General features: G+C 65.7%; 20 protein-coding genes. 7 read left to right on the top strand and 13 right to left on the bottom strand.

Annotated features, from left to right (window positions below; genetic code table 11):
• Positions 1-25 precede the first annotated feature (25 nt).
• Genes ACH0AE_RS17110 through ACH0AE_RS17100 form a run of 3 tightly spaced genes read left to right on the top strand, consistent with a single transcriptional unit; the run spans position 26 to position 6,335 of the window.
• Positions 26-886 (top strand): type IV toxin-antitoxin system AbiEi family antitoxin domain-containing protein, encoded by an 861-nt coding sequence (locus ACH0AE_RS17110; RefSeq protein ID WP_406876063.1) that lies wholly within the window; start codon positions 26-28, stop codon positions 884-886.
• A complete protein-coding gene (locus tag ACH0AE_RS17105; RefSeq protein WP_406876062.1) occupies positions 886-1,800 on the top strand; it encodes a nucleotidyl transferase AbiEii/AbiGii toxin family protein in 915 nt (304 codons plus the stop codon). Before ACH0AE_RS17110 ends, ACH0AE_RS17105 begins: the two co-directional genes overlap by 1 nt.
• Positions 1,797-6,335, top strand: a complete 4,539-nt coding sequence (locus ACH0AE_RS17100) for a hypothetical protein (RefSeq protein WP_406876061.1) — start codon at positions 1,797-1,799, stop codon at positions 6,333-6,335. Before ACH0AE_RS17105 ends, ACH0AE_RS17100 begins: the two co-directional genes overlap by 4 nt.
• 180 nt (positions 6,336-6,515) lie before the next feature.
• Here ACH0AE_RS17100 and rlxS read toward each other — a convergent pair whose 3' ends face one another.
• The 6 genes from rlxS to ACH0AE_RS17070 form a co-directional block, all read right to left on the bottom strand.
• A complete protein-coding gene (gene rlxS, locus ACH0AE_RS17095) occupies positions 6,516-8,477 on the bottom strand; it encodes a relaxase/mobilization nuclease RlxS (RefSeq protein WP_406876060.1) in 1,962 nt (653 codons plus the stop codon).
• 255 nt (positions 8,478-8,732) lie between these two features.
• Positions 8,733-9,176 carry a hypothetical protein gene (locus tag ACH0AE_RS17090; RefSeq protein ID WP_406876059.1) on the bottom strand — a complete coding sequence of 148 codons (444 nt, stop codon included), beginning with the start codon at positions 9,174-9,176 and terminating at the stop codon, positions 8,733-8,735.
• Positions 9,177-9,309: 133 nt separating this feature from the next.
• Positions 9,310-9,903 (bottom strand): lytic transglycosylase domain-containing protein, encoded by a 594-nt coding sequence (locus tag ACH0AE_RS17085; protein WP_406876058.1) that lies wholly within the window; start codon positions 9,901-9,903, stop codon positions 9,310-9,312.
• Positions 9,891-10,469 carry a S26 family signal peptidase gene (locus ACH0AE_RS17080; RefSeq protein ID WP_406876057.1) on the bottom strand — a complete coding sequence of 193 codons (579 nt, stop codon included), beginning with the start codon at positions 10,467-10,469 and terminating at the stop codon, positions 9,891-9,893. Before ACH0AE_RS17080 ends, ACH0AE_RS17085 begins: the two co-directional genes overlap by 13 nt.
• Positions 10,466-10,693, bottom strand: a complete 228-nt coding sequence (locus ACH0AE_RS17075; RefSeq protein WP_406876056.1) for a helix-turn-helix domain-containing protein — start codon at positions 10,691-10,693, stop codon at positions 10,466-10,468. The genes ACH0AE_RS17080 and ACH0AE_RS17075 overlap by 4 nt, the downstream gene beginning before the upstream one ends.
• A gap of 138 nt (positions 10,694-10,831) precedes the next feature.
• On the bottom strand, positions 10,832-11,131 hold the full coding sequence (locus ACH0AE_RS17070; protein WP_167297719.1) for a DUF736 domain-containing protein: 300 nt from the start codon (positions 11,129-11,131) through the stop codon (positions 10,832-10,834).
• A 387-nt stretch (positions 11,132-11,518) separates the two neighbouring features.
• Here ACH0AE_RS17070 and ACH0AE_RS17065 point away from each other — a divergent pair, with 387 nt between their 5' ends.
• Both ACH0AE_RS17065 and ACH0AE_RS17060 read left to right on the top strand, forming a co-directional pair.
• Positions 11,519-11,734 (top strand): hypothetical protein, encoded by a 216-nt coding sequence (locus ACH0AE_RS17065; protein WP_406876055.1) that lies wholly within the window; start codon positions 11,519-11,521, stop codon positions 11,732-11,734.
• Positions 11,721-12,116 (top strand): thermonuclease family protein, encoded by a 396-nt coding sequence (locus tag ACH0AE_RS17060; RefSeq protein WP_406876054.1) that lies wholly within the window; start codon positions 11,721-11,723, stop codon positions 12,114-12,116. Before ACH0AE_RS17065 ends, ACH0AE_RS17060 begins: the two co-directional genes overlap by 14 nt.
• Before the next feature lie 36 nt (positions 12,117-12,152).
• On the opposite strand, the gene ACH0AE_RS17055 is transcribed toward ACH0AE_RS17060, so the two are convergent.
• The 4 genes from ACH0AE_RS17055 to ACH0AE_RS17040 all read right to left on the bottom strand — a co-directional run bounded on the left by ACH0AE_RS17055 (position 12,153) and on the right by ACH0AE_RS17040 (position 15,443).
• Positions 12,153-13,634 carry a chromosome partitioning protein ParB gene (locus ACH0AE_RS17055; protein WP_406876053.1) on the bottom strand — a complete coding sequence of 494 codons (1,482 nt, stop codon included), beginning with the start codon at positions 13,632-13,634 and terminating at the stop codon, positions 12,153-12,155.
• A 110-nt stretch (positions 13,635-13,744) separates the two neighbouring features.
• Positions 13,745-13,945 carry a hypothetical protein gene (locus tag ACH0AE_RS17050; RefSeq protein WP_406876052.1) on the bottom strand — a complete coding sequence of 67 codons (201 nt, stop codon included), beginning with the start codon at positions 13,943-13,945 and terminating at the stop codon, positions 13,745-13,747.
• A 104-nt stretch (positions 13,946-14,049) separates the two neighbouring features.
• Positions 14,050-14,502: a DUF2958 domain-containing protein gene (locus tag ACH0AE_RS17045; protein WP_406876051.1), complete on the bottom strand. Its 453-nt coding sequence runs from the start codon at positions 14,500-14,502 to the stop codon at positions 14,050-14,052.
• Positions 14,499-15,443: an ArdC family protein gene (locus ACH0AE_RS17040; RefSeq protein WP_406876050.1), complete on the bottom strand. Its 945-nt coding sequence runs from the start codon at positions 15,441-15,443 to the stop codon at positions 14,499-14,501. The genes ACH0AE_RS17045 and ACH0AE_RS17040 overlap by 4 nt, the downstream gene beginning before the upstream one ends.
• Positions 15,444-16,058: 615 nt before the next feature.
• Here ACH0AE_RS17040 and ACH0AE_RS17035 point away from each other — a divergent pair.
• Positions 16,059-16,463: a hypothetical protein gene (locus ACH0AE_RS17035; RefSeq protein ID WP_167297725.1), complete on the top strand. Its 405-nt coding sequence runs from the start codon at positions 16,059-16,061 to the stop codon at positions 16,461-16,463.
• A 200-nt stretch (positions 16,464-16,663) separates the two neighbouring features.
• Here the strand turns inward: ACH0AE_RS17035 and ACH0AE_RS17030 are convergent, their stop codons facing one another.
• The gene (locus ACH0AE_RS17030; protein WP_406876049.1) at positions 16,664-18,451 is read right to left on the bottom strand and encodes a hypothetical protein; all 1,788 of its coding nucleotides are present in this window, start codon (positions 18,449-18,451) and stop codon (positions 16,664-16,666) included.
• Between the two features lie 237 nt (positions 18,452-18,688).
• On the opposite strand from ACH0AE_RS17030, the gene ACH0AE_RS17025 reads away from it, so the two are divergent.
• The gene (locus ACH0AE_RS17025) at positions 18,689-19,147 is read left to right on the top strand and encodes a hypothetical protein (protein WP_406876048.1); all 459 of its coding nucleotides are present in this window, start codon (positions 18,689-18,691) and stop codon (positions 19,145-19,147) included.
• Positions 19,148-19,172: 25 nt separating this feature from the next.
• On the opposite strand, the gene ACH0AE_RS17020 is transcribed toward ACH0AE_RS17025, so the two are convergent.
• Together ACH0AE_RS17020 and ACH0AE_RS17015 are read right to left on the bottom strand one after the other, a co-directional pair.
• On the bottom strand, positions 19,173-19,613 hold the full coding sequence (locus ACH0AE_RS17020; protein WP_406876047.1) for a DNA -binding domain-containing protein: 441 nt from the start codon (positions 19,611-19,613) through the stop codon (positions 19,173-19,175).
• The gene (locus ACH0AE_RS17015) at positions 19,585-19,965 is read right to left on the bottom strand and encodes a transcriptional regulator domain-containing protein (protein ID WP_406876046.1); all 381 of its coding nucleotides are present in this window, start codon (positions 19,963-19,965) and stop codon (positions 19,585-19,587) included. Before ACH0AE_RS17015 ends, ACH0AE_RS17020 begins: the two co-directional genes overlap by 29 nt.
• Between the last annotated feature and the right edge of the window lie 65 nt (positions 19,966-20,030).

Below are 20,030 nucleotides of genomic sequence, written 5' to 3'. Positions count from 1 at the left end.
TTACTAATCCCCTACATAATGCGCCATGCGCGCAAAAAGAGCATCCCTCTTAAACCGCTTAGTCCATGAGCTCCCTGAGCTTTACGTGGTTGATACCGCTTGGCTAACTTCGATGGGGCTCTCCGCATCCTCCGTGCGCGATTATGTCGAACGCGGCTGGCTGGAGCGGGTGGGCACGCGCCTCTATCGGCGCCCCGCCCAAGACGGCGCGAGCATGATCCGTTGGGAGATCGCCACGCTCTCCTTGCAAGCGCTCCTGCGGGTGCCCGTGCATGTCGGAGGGATGACCGCGCTCGAACTCGCCGGCTATTGGCAATATGCATCGATGGGCCGCAGGCGTGTGTGGCTCTACAGCGACGCGGCCGCTGCTCGCTCTTATCTTCGCCGGCTCGCGCTGGACGCCGATATCGAGCTCAAGTCACGCAAGCTCTTCGACGATGCAGATCCGGATTTGGGTATCGAAACCAGAACGATTGACCTGGTGACCTCCACCTTGGGATCAGCTGTCCCCCAAGGAGAGGTCGGCCTGGTCCGCAAGCAGCAGATCCGCGTCTCCAGCCTCGAGCGCGCCATCCTCGAAGTGCTCGAAGAGGTTCCGCGGACTTTCAGCTTTGAACATGGGGCTGAACTGTTCGAGGGCCTCACCACCCTGCGCCCTCGGCTGATGGCACCGCTCCTGGCCTCCTGTAAAAGCGTGAAGGCAAAGCGGCTCTTTCTGTATTTCGCGAGCCAGCACCGCCATGCTTGGTCACGAAAGCTGCGAGCCGAGGATTTCGACCTTGGCTCGGGCAAGCGCCAGATCGTGCCGGGCGGCGAATACGACCCCGAATTTCAGATCACCGTGCCGAGAACCAAGCGGCCAAAGAGAACAACCAGAGCCAGCTAATGTCGACCGAACTCTATACCCGACAGGCAGCATTGCTCGTCCGGGCCATACCTGAAATCGCACAGGAAGAGTCGTTTGCGCTGAAGGGCGGCACCGCGATCAATCTATTCGTTCGCGATCTGCCTCGGCTCTCCATCGATATCGACCTAGTCTATCTGCCAATCGCGGATCGGAATGAGTCTCTTGCTGCGATCCGCGAAGCCTTTTCGCGCGTCGCCACAAGCCTTCGCAAACGGCTGAGCGCAAAGGTGGCCGAACAAAATTCCGGCGACGGCGCAAAGCTCATCGTGCGGTCCGCCAACACCCAGATCAAGATCGAAATCAGCCCGGTCCTTCGAGGCACGGTCTTCGAGCCGGAGCTGCGCTCCGTAAGCCCCTCAGTCGAAGATCGGTTCGGATATGCCGAAATGCAGGTGGTAGCCCTGCCCGACCTCTATGCGGGGAAGATCGCGGCTGCATTGGACCGCCAGCACCCTCGCGACCTGTTCGACATCCTCCATCTCTATGCGAACGAAGGTATAACCGACGATATCTTCTCGGCTTTCCTGATCTACCTGATCAGCCATAACCGCCCGCCAAATGAACTGCTGGCGCCGCACATGCTCGATCTGGCTCCTCAATATTCCGGCGAGTTCACCGGGATGACCGTTGAACCAGTTCCTCTCGAAGCGCTGCTCGAAGCACGCGACCGGCTCGTGGCTGACATCCAGACGCGTGTCCGGGCACCGGGTCCGTCGGCATTCTTGAGTTCCTTCTTTGCCCTCGAGCCGGACTGGTCCGTCCTGAAACTGCCGAGCGATGTCGCCAGGTTGCCAGCGGGACAATGGAAGCTTCAGAACCTTGAACGGCTTCGAGCCGAACAACCTCAGAAATTCAATGAGCAAGTCGAGAAGCTTGGGGAGGTCCTGAAATGATCGACTTCACCAAGATCATCGCCGGCGAGGCTGGGCAGCGAGAGACGTTCGAGGAGCTGGTCTGCCAGATCGCACGAAGGGATCCCCCCGCCACGGCACTAGAGTTCAGGCGGATCCACGGAGCCGGCGGCGACGGCGGCGTGGAGGCGGTCTGGATACTCGAGGATGGCAGCGAGCATGGCTATCAGGCCAAATTCTACACCGTTTCGCGGAATGTGGATTGGGGCGCGATCGACGACTCCGTCAAGACGGCCCTCACCACGCATCCCAAGCTCACGGCAATGTACGTCGCCATCTCGTGCGCACTGACCGGCCGAACACAGCGGCAAACCACCAAAGGCAGACCGCAGCTCAGCGGATGGGACCAATGGGAAAATCATAAGGCAAAATGGGAGGCGGAGGCCAAGGGCCTCGGCCGAACCATCACCTTTGTTCCATGGACCGCCCCCGACCTCGAGGCGAAGCTGACCGAGCCGAAGATGGTCGGTCTGGTCGACTATTGGTTCGGATCGATCGAGCTCTCGCCGGCCTGGCTGGCGGCGCAATGCCGCCGCACCGTTGATGCGCTGGAAGAGCGCTACCATCCAGAAGATCATGTCGATGTTTCGACACGCGCCGCCTTCGATGGGCTGCTGCGAAACCAAGCCTATTGCGCGATGCTCGTTAAGGCCCGTGCCGAATTGCTGGAGGCATCGAAGCTAGGCGGCCGGCCATTCCGCAATAAGGGTGACAATGCGCGACTGGACCAGCTCGCGGCCAAGATTCAAGCCTTTGCCGAGACCACTAGGGTCCTAAAATCGCTTGGGCAGAATGCACTCGCCTATGCCGCTTGGCACAGCATCTGCGACGATCTGCTCAAACTTAGTTTCGACGCCAGCCAAGCCGCGAGGTCCGAACGAGAGGCCTTGAAGGCTTCGTCGAGCGTGGATGGTGGGCCGGTATCCGCCGAGGCAAGCCCAACGATCGCCGGCTTGGATTATCTGATTGAAGGGCTGCGAAAGCTCCAATCGACCACAAGAAACTTCCTTGGCGAGATTGGCTCCCCTGCTGGCCGGAGCGATCAGAGTCGTTTTCTTCTTTTCAACGGCCGCGCCGGCTCGGGAAAGTCGCACCTGATCGCCTCGGAGGTGGAACGCGCGCTCCAGGCAGGATCGCCCGCCCTGTTCTTGCTCGGCACGGACTTCACTCAGCACGGTACCGCCGAGATGCAGATTCTCAGCCATTTCGAGCTGACCGGCCACGATTTCGAACACCTACTGGGCGCAATGGACGCACGCGCCGAAACCGCAGGCACACGCGGGTTGATCGTCATCGACGCGATCAATGAAGGCGCTGGCGCGCAGCTCTGGCGATCCGCGCTGCAGGCTTTCGCAAAGCGGGTTCTCGCATTCCCTAACCTGACCCTCTGCATAGCCTGCCGAAGCGAATATTACCCGCAGCTGATCACGCCCGCGATCGAGGAGATGGCGACCAAAGTCGAAGTCAGCGGCTTCGACACGCCAGACGAAATCGAACGCGCGGCCCGGGTGTATATGGACCGGCGCGGAATCGTCAGACCTGCAACACCGTGGCTCAATCCGGAATTCTCCAATCCCTTGTTCCTGCGCACAGCCTGCCTTGCTCTCGAACGGGCGGGCCGGAAGACCTTCCCGCGAGGAATGCGCGGTACCAGCGAGGTGCTGGCGTTCCTGCTCGAGTCCACAGGCCGGTACCTTGGTACTGACTATGATGGGTCGGAGACGCTCGTTCAGCCGGTACGCCGCGCCCTCCTGTCGCTGGCAAAGCAAATGGCGACGGCCCGCACCGACTATGTGACACGACCCGACGCCCACCGCCTGGTGGAGGACGCATTTGCCGGGATCGCGCCTCCCCCGGGGAAAACCTGGTTAGAGTTGCTTCGCTTCCGAGGATTGTTGCGCCTAGATCCCAGCCCCGATTTCGATCCCGCCGATCCAATCAGCGCGCCGGAGGACGTGGTACGCTTTTCCTTCCAGCGCTTCCAGGACCATCTGGTCGCACGCGCCCTATTAGAGCCCATCAAGGATCCGACCGGCCTGTTTGCGGAAGGCGGCCCCCTCAATTTCATACTCGGCAAATATGGGATCGAATGGCAGTGGCGCGGCCTGTTCTACGCTCTCGGCCTCTACTGCGCCGATCACTATAAAGCGGAAATCGTCGATCTACTCCCCGGCGGCGAAGCCCGGTGGTGGGAGCATTATGATGTCGAGGATGCGTTCGTGGAAAGCATCCGATGGCGATCCGCGAAAGCCTTTTCCGATCGAACACTCGAACTGCTGAACCGGCTCAGCCGTTCAGAGGAAGACGTGATCTCCTTGTTGATCGAGCTGGCAGTGGTGGCAGATCACCCCTGGAACGCCAAGCTTCTCCACAATAACCTCATCAATCGTCGCCTGCCGAACCGAGATGCGTTTTGGACCTGCGCGATAAACGGGGCGCATGGCGACACCGCACATCCTGCCTGGAGATTGATCGACTGGTGCTTGAATGCCGGCATTCGCTCAGCTGAGGATGATGCTCTTGCGCTCGCTGCGCTAACCCTTGCCTGGTCCCAAAGTTCGACAAGCGCAATTCTGCGCGACAGCGCCACCAAGGCGCTAATCTGCGTGCTGGCGGAGCGCCCCTCTCTTACGCCTCTTCTATTTAAGGCATTCGCCGAATGCGATGATCCCTATGTCGTGGAGCGGCTTTACGCCGCGGTCTATGGGGCAGGCCTGCGGACCCTGGAGCCCACGCATCTCGCGATCTTCGCTGAAGCCGTCTGGACGCATTGCTTCGCCAAGGGCGAGCCGCCGGCACATCTTCTCGCCCGCGACTATGCTCGTGGCGTAATCGAGCTCGCCTCGACGGCAGCCGCCCTCCCGGAGCATATCTATATTGCGCAGTGCCGGCCGCCCTACGGATCAAAGGCGCCGGTCTTCAACGTCACTGAGGCACGCGTCGAAGCCCGAAGTGCGCGTGTTGGCGCGGATGCCATTCTCTACTCGTGCTACAAGGGCCTGGCTGACTTTGGTCGCTACATTCTCGAACACCGGGTTGAGCGTTTCGCCGCAGCACCACTCACAGGGCCGCGCCCGCTCACCTTCGAGGAGACTGGCCAAAGCTTTTTTGACCAGGTTGTCGTGGGCCATCCGGACGTGCTGGAGGCGTTCGAGGAGCTACGCGCGGCCTACGACACCAAGAGCATAATATTCCAACGCGACCCCTTTAGCGTGAGCATTAGCAAGGGTGACGTGCCTAGGATCAAGAGGGCCGAGAAGGCATTTCTGGCGCTTCTTTCTCCAGAGGACGCACAGCGTTTCAAGCTTGAGGCAAAGGAATGGGCAAAGGGCGGCTCGGACCATCGCTGGCTCATCCCCGGCAAGGGAAAGGGCAAAGAGGTCGATGCGCATCGCGCCAAGCTCTGGGTCGCCAATCGTGCGATCTCTCTTGGCTGGACCAAAGAACTATTCGGCAACGACCGCACTCGCGACGCACACCACGAAGACCATGGCCGCGTAGAGCGGATCGGCAAGAAATATCAGCGTATCGCCCTGATGGAATTGATGGCACGCCTTGCCGACAATTTCTGGCTGAAACCCGATTGGGGCCAGCCGGCACGGGTCTATGACGATCCGCTGGATACCGAATTCGTTCGGGACATCGAACCGTCGATCATGCCATCCGACGCCGAAGCACCCTCGCCGCCCGAGTTGCCCAACATTCCGCCTCTCGCTTGTGCGGCCTTGCCAAGGGACGAGCGCAAGGGCTGGGTGTTCGATGCGGACCTGGCGCCCCAACGCCTGTCACTGGCGCTCGGCTCCGATCTGACCGACGACGACTGGGTTGCGCTGTACCGGTACGCTTCCCAGGACATCGACGTCGATGTCGAGCACAAAAAGAGCTTCCTCGGCACGCCGTGGGTGCAGAGTGAATTCTATTTTCTCGCCTTGCTGCTTTTGCCGCGGGAAGATCGAGACAGGTTCGCCGCCGAGACCGAAGCGAATGCTGACGACTTTCACGAATGGCTACCCAGGCAGCGCGTGGATGGTCCCTATATCGGGGAGCTGGGCCGACGGGCGACTTGGGACGCCGATCCCTGGTCCACACTTGAAGTCCGCGGCCCAGAGGAACGCAGCTACCGCGTAATCAAGCCGACCGTCGATTTCAGCTGGGAGAGCCATTTGGATGGCAGTCTGCCCGACGGATTTGGTCGGCACATTCCGATCAGCTGGCTCGTAGCCGAACTAGGTCTGCGTGGTGATCCGGCAAATCTCGGCATCTATCGCGACGCGCATGATGTGCCGGTCATCGTGACGAGCGAGCGCTCCGGGCACAGCGTCGCCGTGATCCGAAGGGAGGCCTTGATGTCGCTGGCCGAGGCGCAGGGTTTGTCGCCGGTCTGGACGGTGATCGGCGAGCGCATGGCGGTAGAAGACGAAACCAAGCGAAGGCCGGATACGCGTGTCCGATATAACGGCCTGCTTTGGCTCGAGGGCATTAAGCCGGAACTGCGTCATTGGTCCCGACCGGATTGAGCAGAAACAGGGCGTGTGGGCACAGCGAAAGGAGTGACCCTGCCGCCCGGGGGGTATTCGCAAGGTCCCCAAAGGCAGCGTTCTCGCTGCCGCTCAGGGCCGAATGAACGAACGGCCGGTTTCGGGCTCGCGCAGGAACAGGCTGAACGGCCGAGATAAAGGCGCAAACCCGACATCGCTTCACGCGATTTCCGGCCCCCTGCGGCTAGGCCCGAACTGCCAGTTGATCCCGTCGGCGCGCATGACCCCCGCGACCGACTTGCCCAGCTGCCGTTCGAGCACGGGTCGCCACGGCACCAGGGTGAAGTCTCGGCTGCGCTCGACCAGCGCGTAGCGCCCACCCACCGCCTCGATCCGCCGCGTCAGCCGCCCCTCGATCCGCGCGCCTCCGCCGGCCTCGACATGGGTCTTGCCGAGTTCGTCCGCCAACCCGCCGGCGATCCGCAGGAGCTCACGGCGCTGCAGCAGGGCCATCGTCCCGCGCTTCAGCTGGACGCCGCTCCCCGCCACGTCCGCCAGGCCCTGCTCGACCAGCCATTGTCGGCGCCCGGCCAGCGCGTCGCGAACCTCCCGGCCGAACCCGGCGTTGCGCGCGACGAGCTTCTCCTCTCCGGCAAGCGTGCGGTCGAGCCAGGTCGGAGAATCCGCGCTCGCCAGGCGCTCGATCGGTGCCGAGGACAGGGTCTCGAGCGCCACCGGTCGATCCCGCAGCTGGCGCGCCTCATAGACAGCCGCGCGTTCGAGATGATCGTCGGCGATCCGCCAGCTGCCATCGCCAAGCCGTTCGACCAGCCCGGCACGCCGCATCGCCTCGAGGCGGCGGACATGGGCCTCGGCAAAGGCCCGACTCGCGTCTGGATCGTGCGCGAGGTGGCGATCAATCGAATAGAGCCCGCCTTGCGCCCGGCCGACCGCGGCGATCGTGCGGTCGACCTCGCGGACCCCGGCGATGCGCGGCGCCACTCGGACGATGGCGCCTTCCGGCAGAGCTTCCGTCGCCGATGCGCGACCGATGTCGAGGTAATGCGCGCGCCCGTCGATACCGTCGATGATCAGATAGTGCCGATCGCGATGCTCGTCCGAGAAACCGCGCTGGACCACCCGGCCGATGATCGGCGCGCGCAAGGCTTCCTCGATGACGCGGTCGGCCGGCGCACGCTCGAGCCCGCGCGCCGTCATCTCGCGCTGCATCAGGCGGATGATGTCGCCACGCTCGCCCATCCGGCGCAGCGTCTCCTCCATCCCCGGTGCGAGCCGCCAGCGTCCGCCACCCAGATCCTCGGCAAGTCCCATCGCACCCAGCTTGCGCAGCCGCCCCGTCGCCACCGCCTGCTGAAACGGATCGTTATGTGCCGGGCTGGTCACCCGTTCCGCATCCATGCGCCTGAGCAGTCGCCGGTCGAGCGCGGTCAGCCGTTCCTGCTCGACATCGTGGCGCAGCCGATCCTGGATCTCGCGGTCGGTGCGGGGTCCCAGGTCGAGGGTCGCGAGCTCGGCAGCGCGCTCGCGAAAACCGTGGGCGATATATTCGCGGGCGATGACGAGATTCTCGCCACGATCGTCCACCCCGCGCAGCATGATGTGGGTGTGCGGCTGGTCGGTGTTGAAATGGTCGACCGCGACCCAGTCCAGCCTTGTGCCGAGGTCGTGCTCGGCCTGGGCCATCAGCCGCCGGACAAAGGGCTTGAGGTCGGCATATTCGGCGCCGTCTTCCGCAGAGACAATGAAGCGGAACTGGTGGCGATCGCCTGCCGAGCGCTCGAGGAACGCCTTGCCGTCGGCAGCATCCATGTCACGGCCGTACAGCTCGCCGGGATTGCCCTCGCGGGTCACGCCGTCGCGCTGGATGTAGCGCAGATGCGCCCGGGCGCCGGCCAGGCCCTTGCCGGCCATGCGCACCAGCCGCGTCTTGACGATCGCACGGCGCGCACGCTGCCCGGCGAAACGGTCGCGGCTGAAGAGAAGGCGACCGATGCTGGCGCCCCTTCCGATGCGGCTTCCGTCGAAACAACGCGAGCGAACCCCGGTCTTGCTCCCGGCGAGGCGCGCCGCGGCAAGCGCGCGGCCGGCATATCTGACGAGGCGCTTGCCGTCCTTACCCTTCGGCTTGCCGACCTTCGGCGTGAAGTCGTCGTCGCTCATCGCCGGCACGTCCGAGTCTCGCGGGATCGCGACGAATTGCGAGGATTTCCGCCATTCCCGCGGCGCCTGTCTCGTGGCGGCCGACGCGTGTCTCGTGGAAAAACGATGTGCAGACAAAGGCTTAAGCAGTGCCGCGAGACACTGCCTTTATCTTGTTTTCCCTTATCCCCCTTCTGCCTTCTGTCCCGGAGCAAAGAGAAAGCCGGGACACGCTGCCGATCCGACAGCGCATCCCGGCTTCGACAGGCGCGACCTTCATGCATCCGCGAACGCCGCGCGCGCCCGTTTCGCAGTCCTGAAGCTGCGCTTGCCGAGCATGCCGTGCGCATTGCCGTCGCCGTCGACGACCATCACCGCGACGAACCAGCGCCCATCGATCCGGCCGAGCACACGCACCCGGTCGAGCTCGAATTCGGCTTCGTCGCCCCCAGGATAGCTGCCGAGCCAGCGCTCCTGGAGCCGCGCATCCCAGTGAAAATCGACTTCCTCGGCTTCCAGAAAGCGTGCCGCCAATGCCGCGCCCGCCTGCCTTCCGAACTCGATCTCGAGCCCCGAGATGAGTGATGCCATCACGCGATTTGCCGCGTCCGAGAGGGTTAGAACCTGTGCTATGACCTGTCTCCGCTTGCGGTCCCCAACATCGAGGACGCCCTCATGGGGACGGTCGGCGAAGCGGCGGTCAGGGCCGCCGGAGCGCACGCGGAGGCGCCGCGGAGCGGACATGGGGGGAGCCGATTTGCGCAGCAAATCGGGGGGTACCCATGGGCCTTGAGGGCCGCTTTGCCGTCCGTCATGCTGGGACTTCACGACGAGCCCTTCCGCCCTCGCCATGTCACGGAACCGCTCGACGGAGCACAAACAGGGCTGTCTCGGTCGCCTGCGGGCGCGCCTCCGGCGCAGCGTCGGGCGTGTCGCGCCGCACGACGAAAAGCGGATCGCGCGGTGCCGTTGGCGTTACCGGCGCGGCGGGCGCCGGCGCGCCGACCGCGCGCAGATAGGCCGCGGTCTCGCCCGGCAAGCGCGTGTCGCCTGCAAGCCAGGCCGCATAGCGGGCAGGTCCCGCATTGTACGCGCCGAACAGCCCGGGATAGCCGAAGCGATCGTACATGCGCCGCAGATAGCAGGCGCCAGCGACGATATTGTCGGCGGGCAGGTCGGGATCGTCGCCGAGCGCGAGGTCGCGGCGCAGCTCGGCCCAGGTCCCCGGCATCAGCTGCATCAGCCCGATCGCCCCCTTGCCGCTGCGGATCGGCCGTCCCCCGAGCAGCGTCCGCCCGCCGCTTTCCGCCCGCATCACGCGCGCGACCCATTCGGGCCGCACGCCACAGCGGGCAGCGGCGGCGTCGATCTCGGCGGACCAGCGCCACACGCCGTCGGTGGCAGGTGCCGTCGCCAGCGCCAGCGCGATCAGGCTCAGCGCCGCCATATCAGCCTCGCTCGTCCGACGAGATCATGGCCCGAGCTGACGCCGAAATAGCGCCCGTCGAACGATGCCGGCGCGTCCATCAGCAGCAGATATTCGCCGGCGCCGAGCCGTTGGCAGCCCTGCCACCATGGCAAGGCGCGCCCGCTCGGATCGCGGGCGAGGCGGCTCGCGACGGCCACTCCGTTCACCGAGACCCGCGCTTCCGCGCCGCAGACCAGATCGCCCGGCACGGCGGCGACGCGCTTCACCAGCGGCACATTGGCGGGGAGATAATGGCGTTCTGCGGCGAGCCTGCGCCAGCGCGGCGGCGCCCAGGCGACGGCCATCTCGCCGCGTCCGGGCGCATCGCCCGGCCATACCCAATAGAGGCCGATCGGCGCGCTGGCGGACGCGTTCCACACCAGCCGGGGCGCGGGTGAATAAATGGGCGGCACCACCAACAGCACCAGTCCGGCGCCGCCCAGGATCGCAAGGCGAAGACGGTGCAGCCGGCGCAGATGGTGCGCGTGGCGCGTCTCGCCCCAGACGAGCAACGGCGTGTCGGCGCGCGGGCGGGGGCGCCTCACGACCGGATCCCGCGCGCGCTCTGCTCGCGGCTCCACGCCGCGAGGTCGTCGACATGATATTGAACGAAGCGGCAATGGCGGCGGAAAACGGGGCCCTGCCCGGCGACGCGCAACCGCTTCAGGGTCCGCGCGGAGAGGCCCAGCCATGCCGCCGCCTGTTCGGTATTGAGGAAGGGCGAGCCGCGCCTGGCGCTGCTTGCCCGGTCGATATCGTCGCTGTCCACGGCCTCGCATCTCCTGCCTCGTGTCGGCACCGGGATGGCCGGCGGGGCACTGGCCGGGGAGTGTCGAAAACCGGGATGGGCGATTTCGACACCCCCCGGGGTGCGCCCCGCGCCGGGGAGGCGCGGGGCGCTTGCCGATCAGCGCGACCAGATCAGATTGTGCGTGCCGCCCTCGCCCTCGACCAAGGTCGCGTAGATCGGCGCGGGAAGCGACGGGTCGTCGAGCTTGACCGAGACATAGGGCCGGTCCTCGCGCGAGGTCTTGGTCCAGCCGGCGCCGAATTCGACGCCAGCCGAGGTGGTGACGCGGTAGTCGGGCGCCTTGTCGTGATCCTTGCTCGAAGGCTTGATGCTCGCCTTGGCGTTCAGCGTCAGAGTCCGGATGGTGCCGGTGAACACGCCGTTGTCGTCGCGGGTGAAGCTGCCGATGGTGGCCATGATGCGTCTCCTTATGTGCTCGAAGCCGCGCCAGTGCGGCCTCGATGGCGTCGATCCGGCACCGCCAGCGGCCGGCATGCACCCGGGCCGCAGGGCCGGGCCGCAGCGTGAGCGGAGGACGGCCAAAGCAGGCTTTCTTGCCTCGCGAGGAAGGCGCGGGGTGCGAAGCTCCCCAAGCCGGGGAAGAAAGCCGGCGACGCCGTTGCTGGCCTCAGGCCGCGCGGTGCCAGACGGCCATCGTGAAAGAGGCCGCTTGCGGCTGCTCGAAGACGAGGAGATGTCGAAACTCGCCCATCGGCACGGCTCACCGCGACATTCTCGGCTCGCCGCACCGGGGCTGCCTCACGCGAACGCGCGCGCTACAAGAGCCGGCTCAGGGGGAATGACATGACCGTATTGGACCAGGTGCGGGCACTGATCGAGCGGCTTTCGCCCGAGCCGGTGTGCGACGATTGCATCACCGAGCGGCTGGGCCTGAGTGTTCGGCAGCACGCTAACATCAAGACCCGCGAGCTCGCCGGCCAAGGCGGGTTCGAGCGCAGGATCAACGCCTGCTCGCTCTGCGGCGCGACCAGGAAGGTGATCCGCCGTGCCGCGCACTGAGTTGCTGGCGCCACTGTTGCTGATCCTCGCCGGCGCCGCGCCGGCGCCCCAGTCAGGCGTGGTTGCGTGGGTCACCGATGGCGACACCTTCCGGCTGAAGAGCGGCGAGCGCATCCGCATCGCCGGGATCGACGCGCCCGAGACGCAACCGGGCAACGCCCGGTGCCGCGCCGAGCTCGCGCGCGGCAAGGCCGCGACGCGGGCGGCGATCGCACTCCTCAAGGGGCGAACGGTGGAAATCGAGCGCGTGGGACGCAGCTACAACCGGACTGTCGCGCGCGTCCGGCTGGACGGGCGCGACGTCGCGACGACGCTGGTCGAGCAGGGCGCCGCGAACTGGTGGCCGCACGGCAAGCCCAAGCCGAATTGGTGCAGAAGATGAGGAAGTCCGGGGCGGCAGCGCCGCCCCGGACGCATGTCAGGCGGCGAGCGCCTGCGATTCGGCCGTGACTTCGGGAGCGGGATTTGCCTCTGGCACAGGCCGCGCCGCCTCGGCCTGCGCATGGGCACGCACGGTGCCGACGCCGCCACGCCCGGTATAGGCGGCGGGCGGGAAGGTCATCCAGCGCGGCACCCAGTTCTCGACTCTGGCCCGGCCACCCGCCCCCGCAAGATGGTCGGTGACGATCTTCTTGAGCGTCGCGCCCTTCTCGCCGGCATTGGCGTTGGCGACCGCATTGCCCGCCACCTCGGCGACGATCAGCTGCAGGACCTCCTTGTCGCGGATCAGGTCGAACAGCGCCTCGTCGGCCTGCCACCAGCGCGCCATGTCGAGCCCCAGCTCCAGCCCGACCGCCTCGACCGCCGGACTTCCGGCGGCGAGCGTCTCGCCCATCACCACCGTGACCACGTCCATGACGGCGCAGTCCGGCAGGCCGAGCAGCCGCAGGAAGATCGCGGTCAGCCGGTCACCATCCACACCCTCGACGTGCCCGCCGCTCACCGTGGGCGTCTCGGGATCGAAGCCGAGGCTGGCCAACACCGCGCGGCGCCTAGTGTCGAACACCGTCTCGCCGCGACAGGTCTCGACTGACTCGGCAATCGCATCGCTGCGCGCAAGTTGCGGCTCAGCCTCGACGCGCCACAGATGCGAGCCGGCGATGGCATGGGCGACCATCAGCCGGAGCGCGACCCTAGGGCGCGACAGCAAGGCGGCGCGCACGGCGGCATGGCGATGCAGGTCGATATAGGTCTGCATCGGCCCCGTGATCTCCGGGCGCACGACCTTGGGCTGGACGCTCTCGACGACCTCGCCGCGCGCGAGCCGCTTCGCTTCCTTGCGGCTGAGATAGCCCTCGTGGAACACGATTTCGCCGCTGACACGCACGTCGATATAGACGCGCCCGCCCTTGCGCTTGGGGGCTCTCTCATATTCCCAATGCTGGAAATGTTCGCTGGCGGGGCTCACCTCGACGCCGGTCCAGCCCGCTTCGAGATAGTCGGCGCGCCGCGCCTCGATCGCCGCATGCTGTGCCGTCCAGAACGCATCGGCATCGGCGACATAGCGTTCCTCGTTGAACAGGTCGGCGACCAGCGCCACGCCGCTCTTGTCCACATCGAACAGCGCATAGCGGGCGCAGATCGCCTGCCCGCCGAGCAGCCAGCCGCGCAATTGCCAGCCCGTCGGGCAATGCGCTTGCGGATCATCCCACAGCGCCAGCCAGTCGCGCTGCCGCGCTTTGCTGGCAAGAGTGAGGTGACGGACGGTCGCCGCGTCGATCTTCTCGTGGCGGTAGAGATCGCGGATGCGCGGCAGCAGATTGCCGAGCGCCAGCGTGCGCCGCACGCCAAGCACCGGCAGCGCGAAGGTGTCGGCGATCTCTTCGGGCGACTGGCCTTCCTTGACCAGCCGCACGAAGGTTTCCCAGCGCGTCACCTCGTCCGGGTCGAGGCGCGCCATATTCTCGATCAGCGAGGCCTCGACGGCGGCGGCATCGTCGCCCGCCTCAAGGATCGCGCAGGGAAACTGGAACGGCTCGGCCTCGCCGTTGCCGACACGCTCCTCCGCGATCAGTTGCCCGGCGCGGAAGCGGCGGGAACCGGCGAGAATGCCGAAGCGGTCCTCTCGCCCGGCCGCACGATCAGGGTCTGGAGGATGCCGCGCTTGCGTACGCTCGGCAGGATGTCGGAGACATCCGGCGGGCGCTTGGCGAAGCGCATGTTCGCGTTGTCGACATAGAGCTTGTCGAGTTCGATGAATTGGAGTTTCATGTGCCTGCTCCTTGTGAGCGCCGGGCCCGTTTCATCTTGAGAAGTGGGGCGGGACCGGCTTTCGGGGATTGCGGCGAAAGGCGCGCCGCGCGCCTTTCCCGCCGTCACCCGGACGGCGGAAACCGGTCGGTCAGGTCGCTGACAGTATCGCTCGCGCGGCGCAACAGCGCCTCGCCCTCCGCAGCATTCCCGCGATGCTGCGCATCGCCGGAGCCTGGAAGCTGCTCCGCCCAGAGGATCGACCCCGCCTTGCGCGCCCATGCCGCCCAGTCCGACAGCGACACATTGGTCGCGAAAAGCAGGTCGCGCTCGATGCGCAACCCGAAGGGCAGGCGCAGCGACTCGATTTCCCGAAGCGAGAAATAACCCAGTTCCGGACAGCCGAAGCCGAGATCGGCGAGCCCGAACAGCGTGTCGCCGTCCTCGGCCAGCTCGCTCGCCAGCCATGTGGCGGCGGAGAGCGGATTGAACAGCTTGACCAGCGGGCGCTTGTCCGTGGCCTCGCTGTCAAACTGCGCACGGAGCCCAGCGCGAAGCTCGGGGGTGAGGAGGATCACGCCGCAACCTCCATCGCCGGCGCCTCGGATTGAAAGGCGAGCAGATAGTCGGCGGCCTTGCTGGCAAGGCTCGCGGCGCGGAAGATCGCGCGATTGTCGGCGCGCAGCACCGCCAGCCAGGAGCCCAGATAGTCGGCATGGCGGACGGTCGGCTGAATCCCGAGCGCCGCGCAGAGGAAGGCCGAGGCGAGTTCGGCAACCAGTTCCTCGCGGGCATAGCCGGCGCTTCCGAACGGGTGGGAGAGGTCGCGGCCCAACCTGCTGGCATGCCCCGTCCAATGCCCAAGCTCGTGGAGCGCGGTGCGGTAATAATCGATCTGGTGCCGGAAAGCGGGCTGCGGCGGCACCTGCACATAGTCGCCGCCCGGCGAATAGAATGCCTCGCCCCCGCCGATCCGGAAGTCGGCGCCACTCGCCGAAATCAGCGCCTCGGCAACGGGCACCAGCTCGCGCGGCGGCAGCGGCGCGGCGCCCGCCACCATCCGCTCGGGCAGGCCGTCGCACTGCGCCACGTTGAAAACGGTGAAGCGCTTGAGGAACGGCACCGCGCGCGCCGCGCCGCCCTCTGCGGCGGCGCGCTCCTTTTCCGCCTCGGGGGTGAACCTGTCGGCATAGACCACGCCGACGCCATGCTCGCCCTTGCGGACGCATCCGCCCGCTTCCAGCGCCTGCCGGAAGGTCAGCCAGCCCTGCGAGGGATAGCCGCGCATGATGACCTCGCCCCAGAGGATCAGCACGTTGATCCCCGAATAGGCACGCCCCGATCCGGCGTTGCGCGGCAGCCCCGGCACGGCAGCAGCAGCGTCCCATGGCTGCACCCAGGGGAAGCGCCCGGCCTCCAGCTCGGCGACGATCCGCCCCGTCACCTCGTCATAAAGCGATGCGCGCGGCTCCCGGCCGCCAGCCTCGCCACGCACCCGACATCCGCCATTCCTGCCCATGACCCGGCCTCCTCGTCCCAAAATCCGCACCCGACCCCGGAAAGCGGGGTGGGCGGCGAGGAAGCCCGGACGGGCCCGCGGCCATAAGGGCGGGGCGCACCGCGAGGCCGGAACGACAGTGGAGGACCCGGGGCGAAGCCACGGGTTGCGCCGCGCCCGAGCGGGCCCAGAAGGGCGCGCCGGCCATCCCGCGCATCCGGGATCGGCCACCAAAAAGAGCCGCTGCGCGACAGCGCAGCGTCCCTAGCAACAGCGCCAGCGATCGTCACCGCCAGGCCGGGACGCAGCGCGGCCCGGCGGCGCGAAGCGCCGTAGAGCGCGGTTGCGGAACAGCGATGCAAAGCAAAGAACGCACTCTTGCCGACACCGCCGGCGCGGCGGCGTGCGCGCGGGCCAAGGGGGCCAGCCGCCGCCGTGCCCCGGGTCCAAGGCAAGTGTGCTGCGCGGGTGAACAAAGACGCGCGAACCCTGTGGCTGCCTGCCAGCCGCAGTGTGCGTACCGCGGCTCCCGCGCTCGACCTGCATCGCCTGCGAGGCGCCCGCCTGCTGCGCCGACGGGCACTCGCCACGGTTCACGCAACCTAAACGGGTGCCCTTTAGCCTGGACAGATGACCATGACCCGGAACGAGGCCGAATGGGCCGCGGTCTTTCTGGCAGCGGGGGAACTGACCCGGCGCGGCTATTCGGTCAGCCTGACCCTCGGGCCCAACGCACCGCTCGCCGATCTCGTCGTGCGGGCTCCGAGCGGCGCGAGCTTCATCGTAGACGTAAAGGGCAAGTGCAAACCCGGCAGCTGGATGGTGAAGCCGAAGCAGCCGACACCCGGCCTATTCTACATGCTGGTGCGGCTCGGCATGAGCCCGACCGGCATCGACCGGACGGCGGACCGTTTCTACATCATGTCACAGACAGAAGCGCTGCGGCTCACCAAAACCAACCTCAAGCACCCCGGACTCAGCGGCTTCACCTCCGCGGCAGCCGCAAAGTCGCTCGACGACTGGTCTTGCCTCCCAGGCTGAGGTGATTGCGCCTTGCTCCGCAAAGAGCCGTGCAGAAGGCTCGCGTTCTCGACATGGTGCGGGTTCCAACTCGGCAGATTCGCACAATTCTGACTGCTCCGAAGGCCGAGAGGCCAATGCGGGCCAGGCGGAGGTAGCGGTCAAAGCCACCTGTGGCTCCCGCGCGGATACTTGCCTCGTAATGCCTCGCCGGACGCAGCTTAGCTGCTGCCGACTTCGACGAGATCGATGCCGGTCATGTGGCGAAGGTGGCGGAAGTGGCGGAAGCCTGCGGCCTTGAATGCGGACACCCCGGAGGAATCAGTCGCGATCCAAATGCGCTTTGCGCCGTGCAACAACTTCTGCGCCACCGCGAGAGGATCGCCGCCATCCGCGTCGACGGGTTTGTCCAACCTCGCCACTGCCTCGGCAAGCGGCAGGTCCCATTGGATCGCGTCTGAGGCTGCTACCACCCGCTTGAGATGGGCTTGCTCGGGAGCGCTGAGCCAGCTTTTCGCAACACTCCTTGTCCGCAACCCGCCGTCTCCATCGCTGGTCGAGCCGGAAACATCGAGCAAGAGCAGCCGAGGGTGCGGTTCTGGTCCGGCGGCTTCACGCACCAACTCCCGGAATGCGTCGCACGCGACGCGATTATACGGCGTCAAATCGCCGATCTCGTGACAACGACTCAGAACGCCGTGATGCGACCATCGTTCATGGTCCGCCACGCCTGCCTCGGGTCCATAATTCACCAGCACCGTCGTCGCGTGCGGGTGAGCCTTGGCATAATCGACCAGCGCAGCGCCAAACGTGGTCAGCGCAGGCGTCTTATAGTGTTTGACCTCGACGATCAGATCGCAGCGATCGGCAGCTTCCGGACCAGACCACAAGCCATAGTCGGGCTGAACGTGGCCGGTGCGGTTCTTGCCGATCGGACCGACACATCGCTCCCGACGCTCTGCCCAAAGCCGCTTCTCGCCATCGGCGCTCTCGATTGTGGCAAGGTGAGTCGCCTGGAATGCGAAGGGAAGCGCACCTTGCGCATCGGTGTGGACTGCCACGCGCTCCGACTCGACCGCGCCAGCGATGCGGGTAGCGATCCAGACCGCGTATAGTTCGAAGCGCTTCTTCCATGCCGGCAGAGACAGCACCTTCTCGAGCGTCGCCAACTCGCCCGTCGTCGACACGGGCAGGCGCGGAATTCGTGCGAACAAAGGACGAATGGCGGCTACCAGGGCGGAACGATCCTGCTCCATCGCCGCCTGGCCGAGGAGGCCGATCAAGGGCCCGACCAGATCATGTTCGGCCATCGCAACGGCAATCGGATCCCGAACTCTGCCTCCACCGAAATCAGGATGCCGGTGCTCCGCCAACAAGGCGGCTCGTTCCTTCCGCGACCAGATCACTGAACGCAATGCATCGAGGGCGGTCGCGGCGATCGAAGCCAGATCAGTCAGGTCTTTGGAGATTCGTTCGGGGTGAAGACTGGGCGGGAGCTCGCGAAACTCGCCTCGATTGAACGCCGCGAGCCAGATTTCGACGTCGTGCGGCAAGGTTCTTCCCTGCACATTCTTCCTCGCGGCATTCGCCAGATCAAACGCGTCTTGGATGGTTGCGTCCCAGATCTCGATTACTCCTGGTGCCTGCCGAAGGGTCTTCGCAAATTCCTCGAGATGCTCCAGCCCGACGATCGAGTTTTCGATCGCGATCTGTATCGAAGCCTTCCCTCGCCGTGCGTCGGCCCTGCGCATGAAGTCGACAATGTCCTGCGACATCGCACTGAACGGCGCCACGACGCCGAACACGGCCCGCACCAGCGTCTCATTGTTCGGACATGTCGAGAGCGCCTCGACTATAGTGGTCGCGTCGGGATCAAGCGCCGTTCGGACCAGATCGACAAAGTCGCTATCGCGTCCTCGTGGCTCCAGCCCCCCGATCCCGACGATTCGTCGCCAGGTTTCGGACGGGTTCCGAGCGGGCTGCGCTGTTGGCGGCGTGCTCGTATTCATTCCTTCCCCCCAAATCCAGAGCCTTGCGTTTATGAGCGGAGACCGAAACTCCTCAAGCCGAGATCAACTCGTGACGGTTCCATAACCTTCATCTTCGGCGTTGGCCCCTGCGACGTAAAGCATGTCCAACCCTGCTTCCGCAGGGCTGAATTCTTTGTGCAGATCCGGGCCAGATGTCGGCGATGCGCTTCCACACGCCCCTTGTGCAGCAATGGTGCCAGTGGCACCTCAAGCGGAGTGTCGGACGATCCCAACATTCTTCGTGCGAGGCGAGCTACCGAACGCATCGACAAACAGGCTACGTTTGTCTCGGCGGAATATGGCACGATTTCTCGTTGGCTTACCGCATCGCTATTCGCGCTCAATGGCGGCGCCGCCGCGGCATTCCTTAACGCGCGGGAAGCAGCAAAAGGACATATCCTGCCGATCATTCTGTTTGGCGCTGGCGTGACTTTCGCGATGTTCGGCGCAATGGTCGTACAGGAGATGTATGGAAGGCTCGCCGAATTGCTGCGCCACCAGGATGCATACTGGAGCCGCGTCGCGATTACAGGTCGGCGCCTGCGTTGGGTTGAGGCGAAATTCAGGGCATCGAGAAGACGCAGGTATCGCTGTGCGTGGCTTGCGCCCATGCTTGGATGGGTCTCCGGTGCGCTGTTCCTGTCCGGCCTTATAGCGAGCGCGCGAGGCTGGTGATACGCGTGGGATGCGGCACCGATCGTCACGGTTTCAGAAGCGCACGCCAGCCACCCGACGCCATCGCCCGAGCCTCGGCCGCCCGTCGGCGCATGCGCGACATGAGGAAGTCGGATCGCCCCTTCCATTCGGCGCGAACCCGCTCCTCGCCGTACAGGGCGACCGCCATTTCACGATAGGATGCGCCGTCGGCAAGCGCATCGCCAACGCGGAGCGTCTCGAGCCGTCGCGGCAGACCCGGCTCGGGCGGGTACAGGGTCCGAGTGAAGCGGCCGCTGCGCCAGAGACCGAGCATGCGCCTGAGGGTCAGGACATGCGCGTCGACCCGCGTCAGCCCCGACAACAGATAGTCCAGCCTTGCAGGCCCTTCCTCAACCAGTGTCCCTTCGAGCACGTCGATCCGGATGCGATGCCAGCCGTCGGAAAGGGCGACATGCTCACGGTCTCCGCCACGCACGATCGTCATCCAGCGCGCCAGGCGAGCAAGGTTGATTGCCTCCGGATCCGACCCTTCCGCCGGGATCGCCCGCACCTGCAGTACGAACGGATCGAGGTCTGCATGCCATAAGAGCCGCGCCGCTGGAGCAGGCCGCGCAGCGTCTTCGGCGAAAGCACAGCCCGAAAGCCCGGGCGCCGGCCTCCATCTGGAGGTGCGCGTCGCCGCTGACGTCTGCGCCGCGCAGCCGGGCGCTCAGCGCCGCATACGCGGGATCACGGCGAAGCCATTCCCAAGCGAGCCCGGCGCGATCGATTCCAATCAGCGCGCGATAGGGCGCGCTGTCCCGCCAGTCGGGACGGCTTTCAGGCGCGCGCCCCATCGCCGCGTCCGGCCAAAGCCGGAGACGATAGCGAGGCCGAACAGCACCTTGGCCTCGAGAGATAA

The organism is Sphingomonas sp. 179-A 2A2 NHS, assembly GCF_045371305.1.
Taxonomy (GTDB): Bacteria; Pseudomonadota; Alphaproteobacteria; order Sphingomonadales; family Sphingomonadaceae; genus Sphingomonas.
This window is presented reverse-complemented; position numbering and strand designations above follow the sequence as displayed.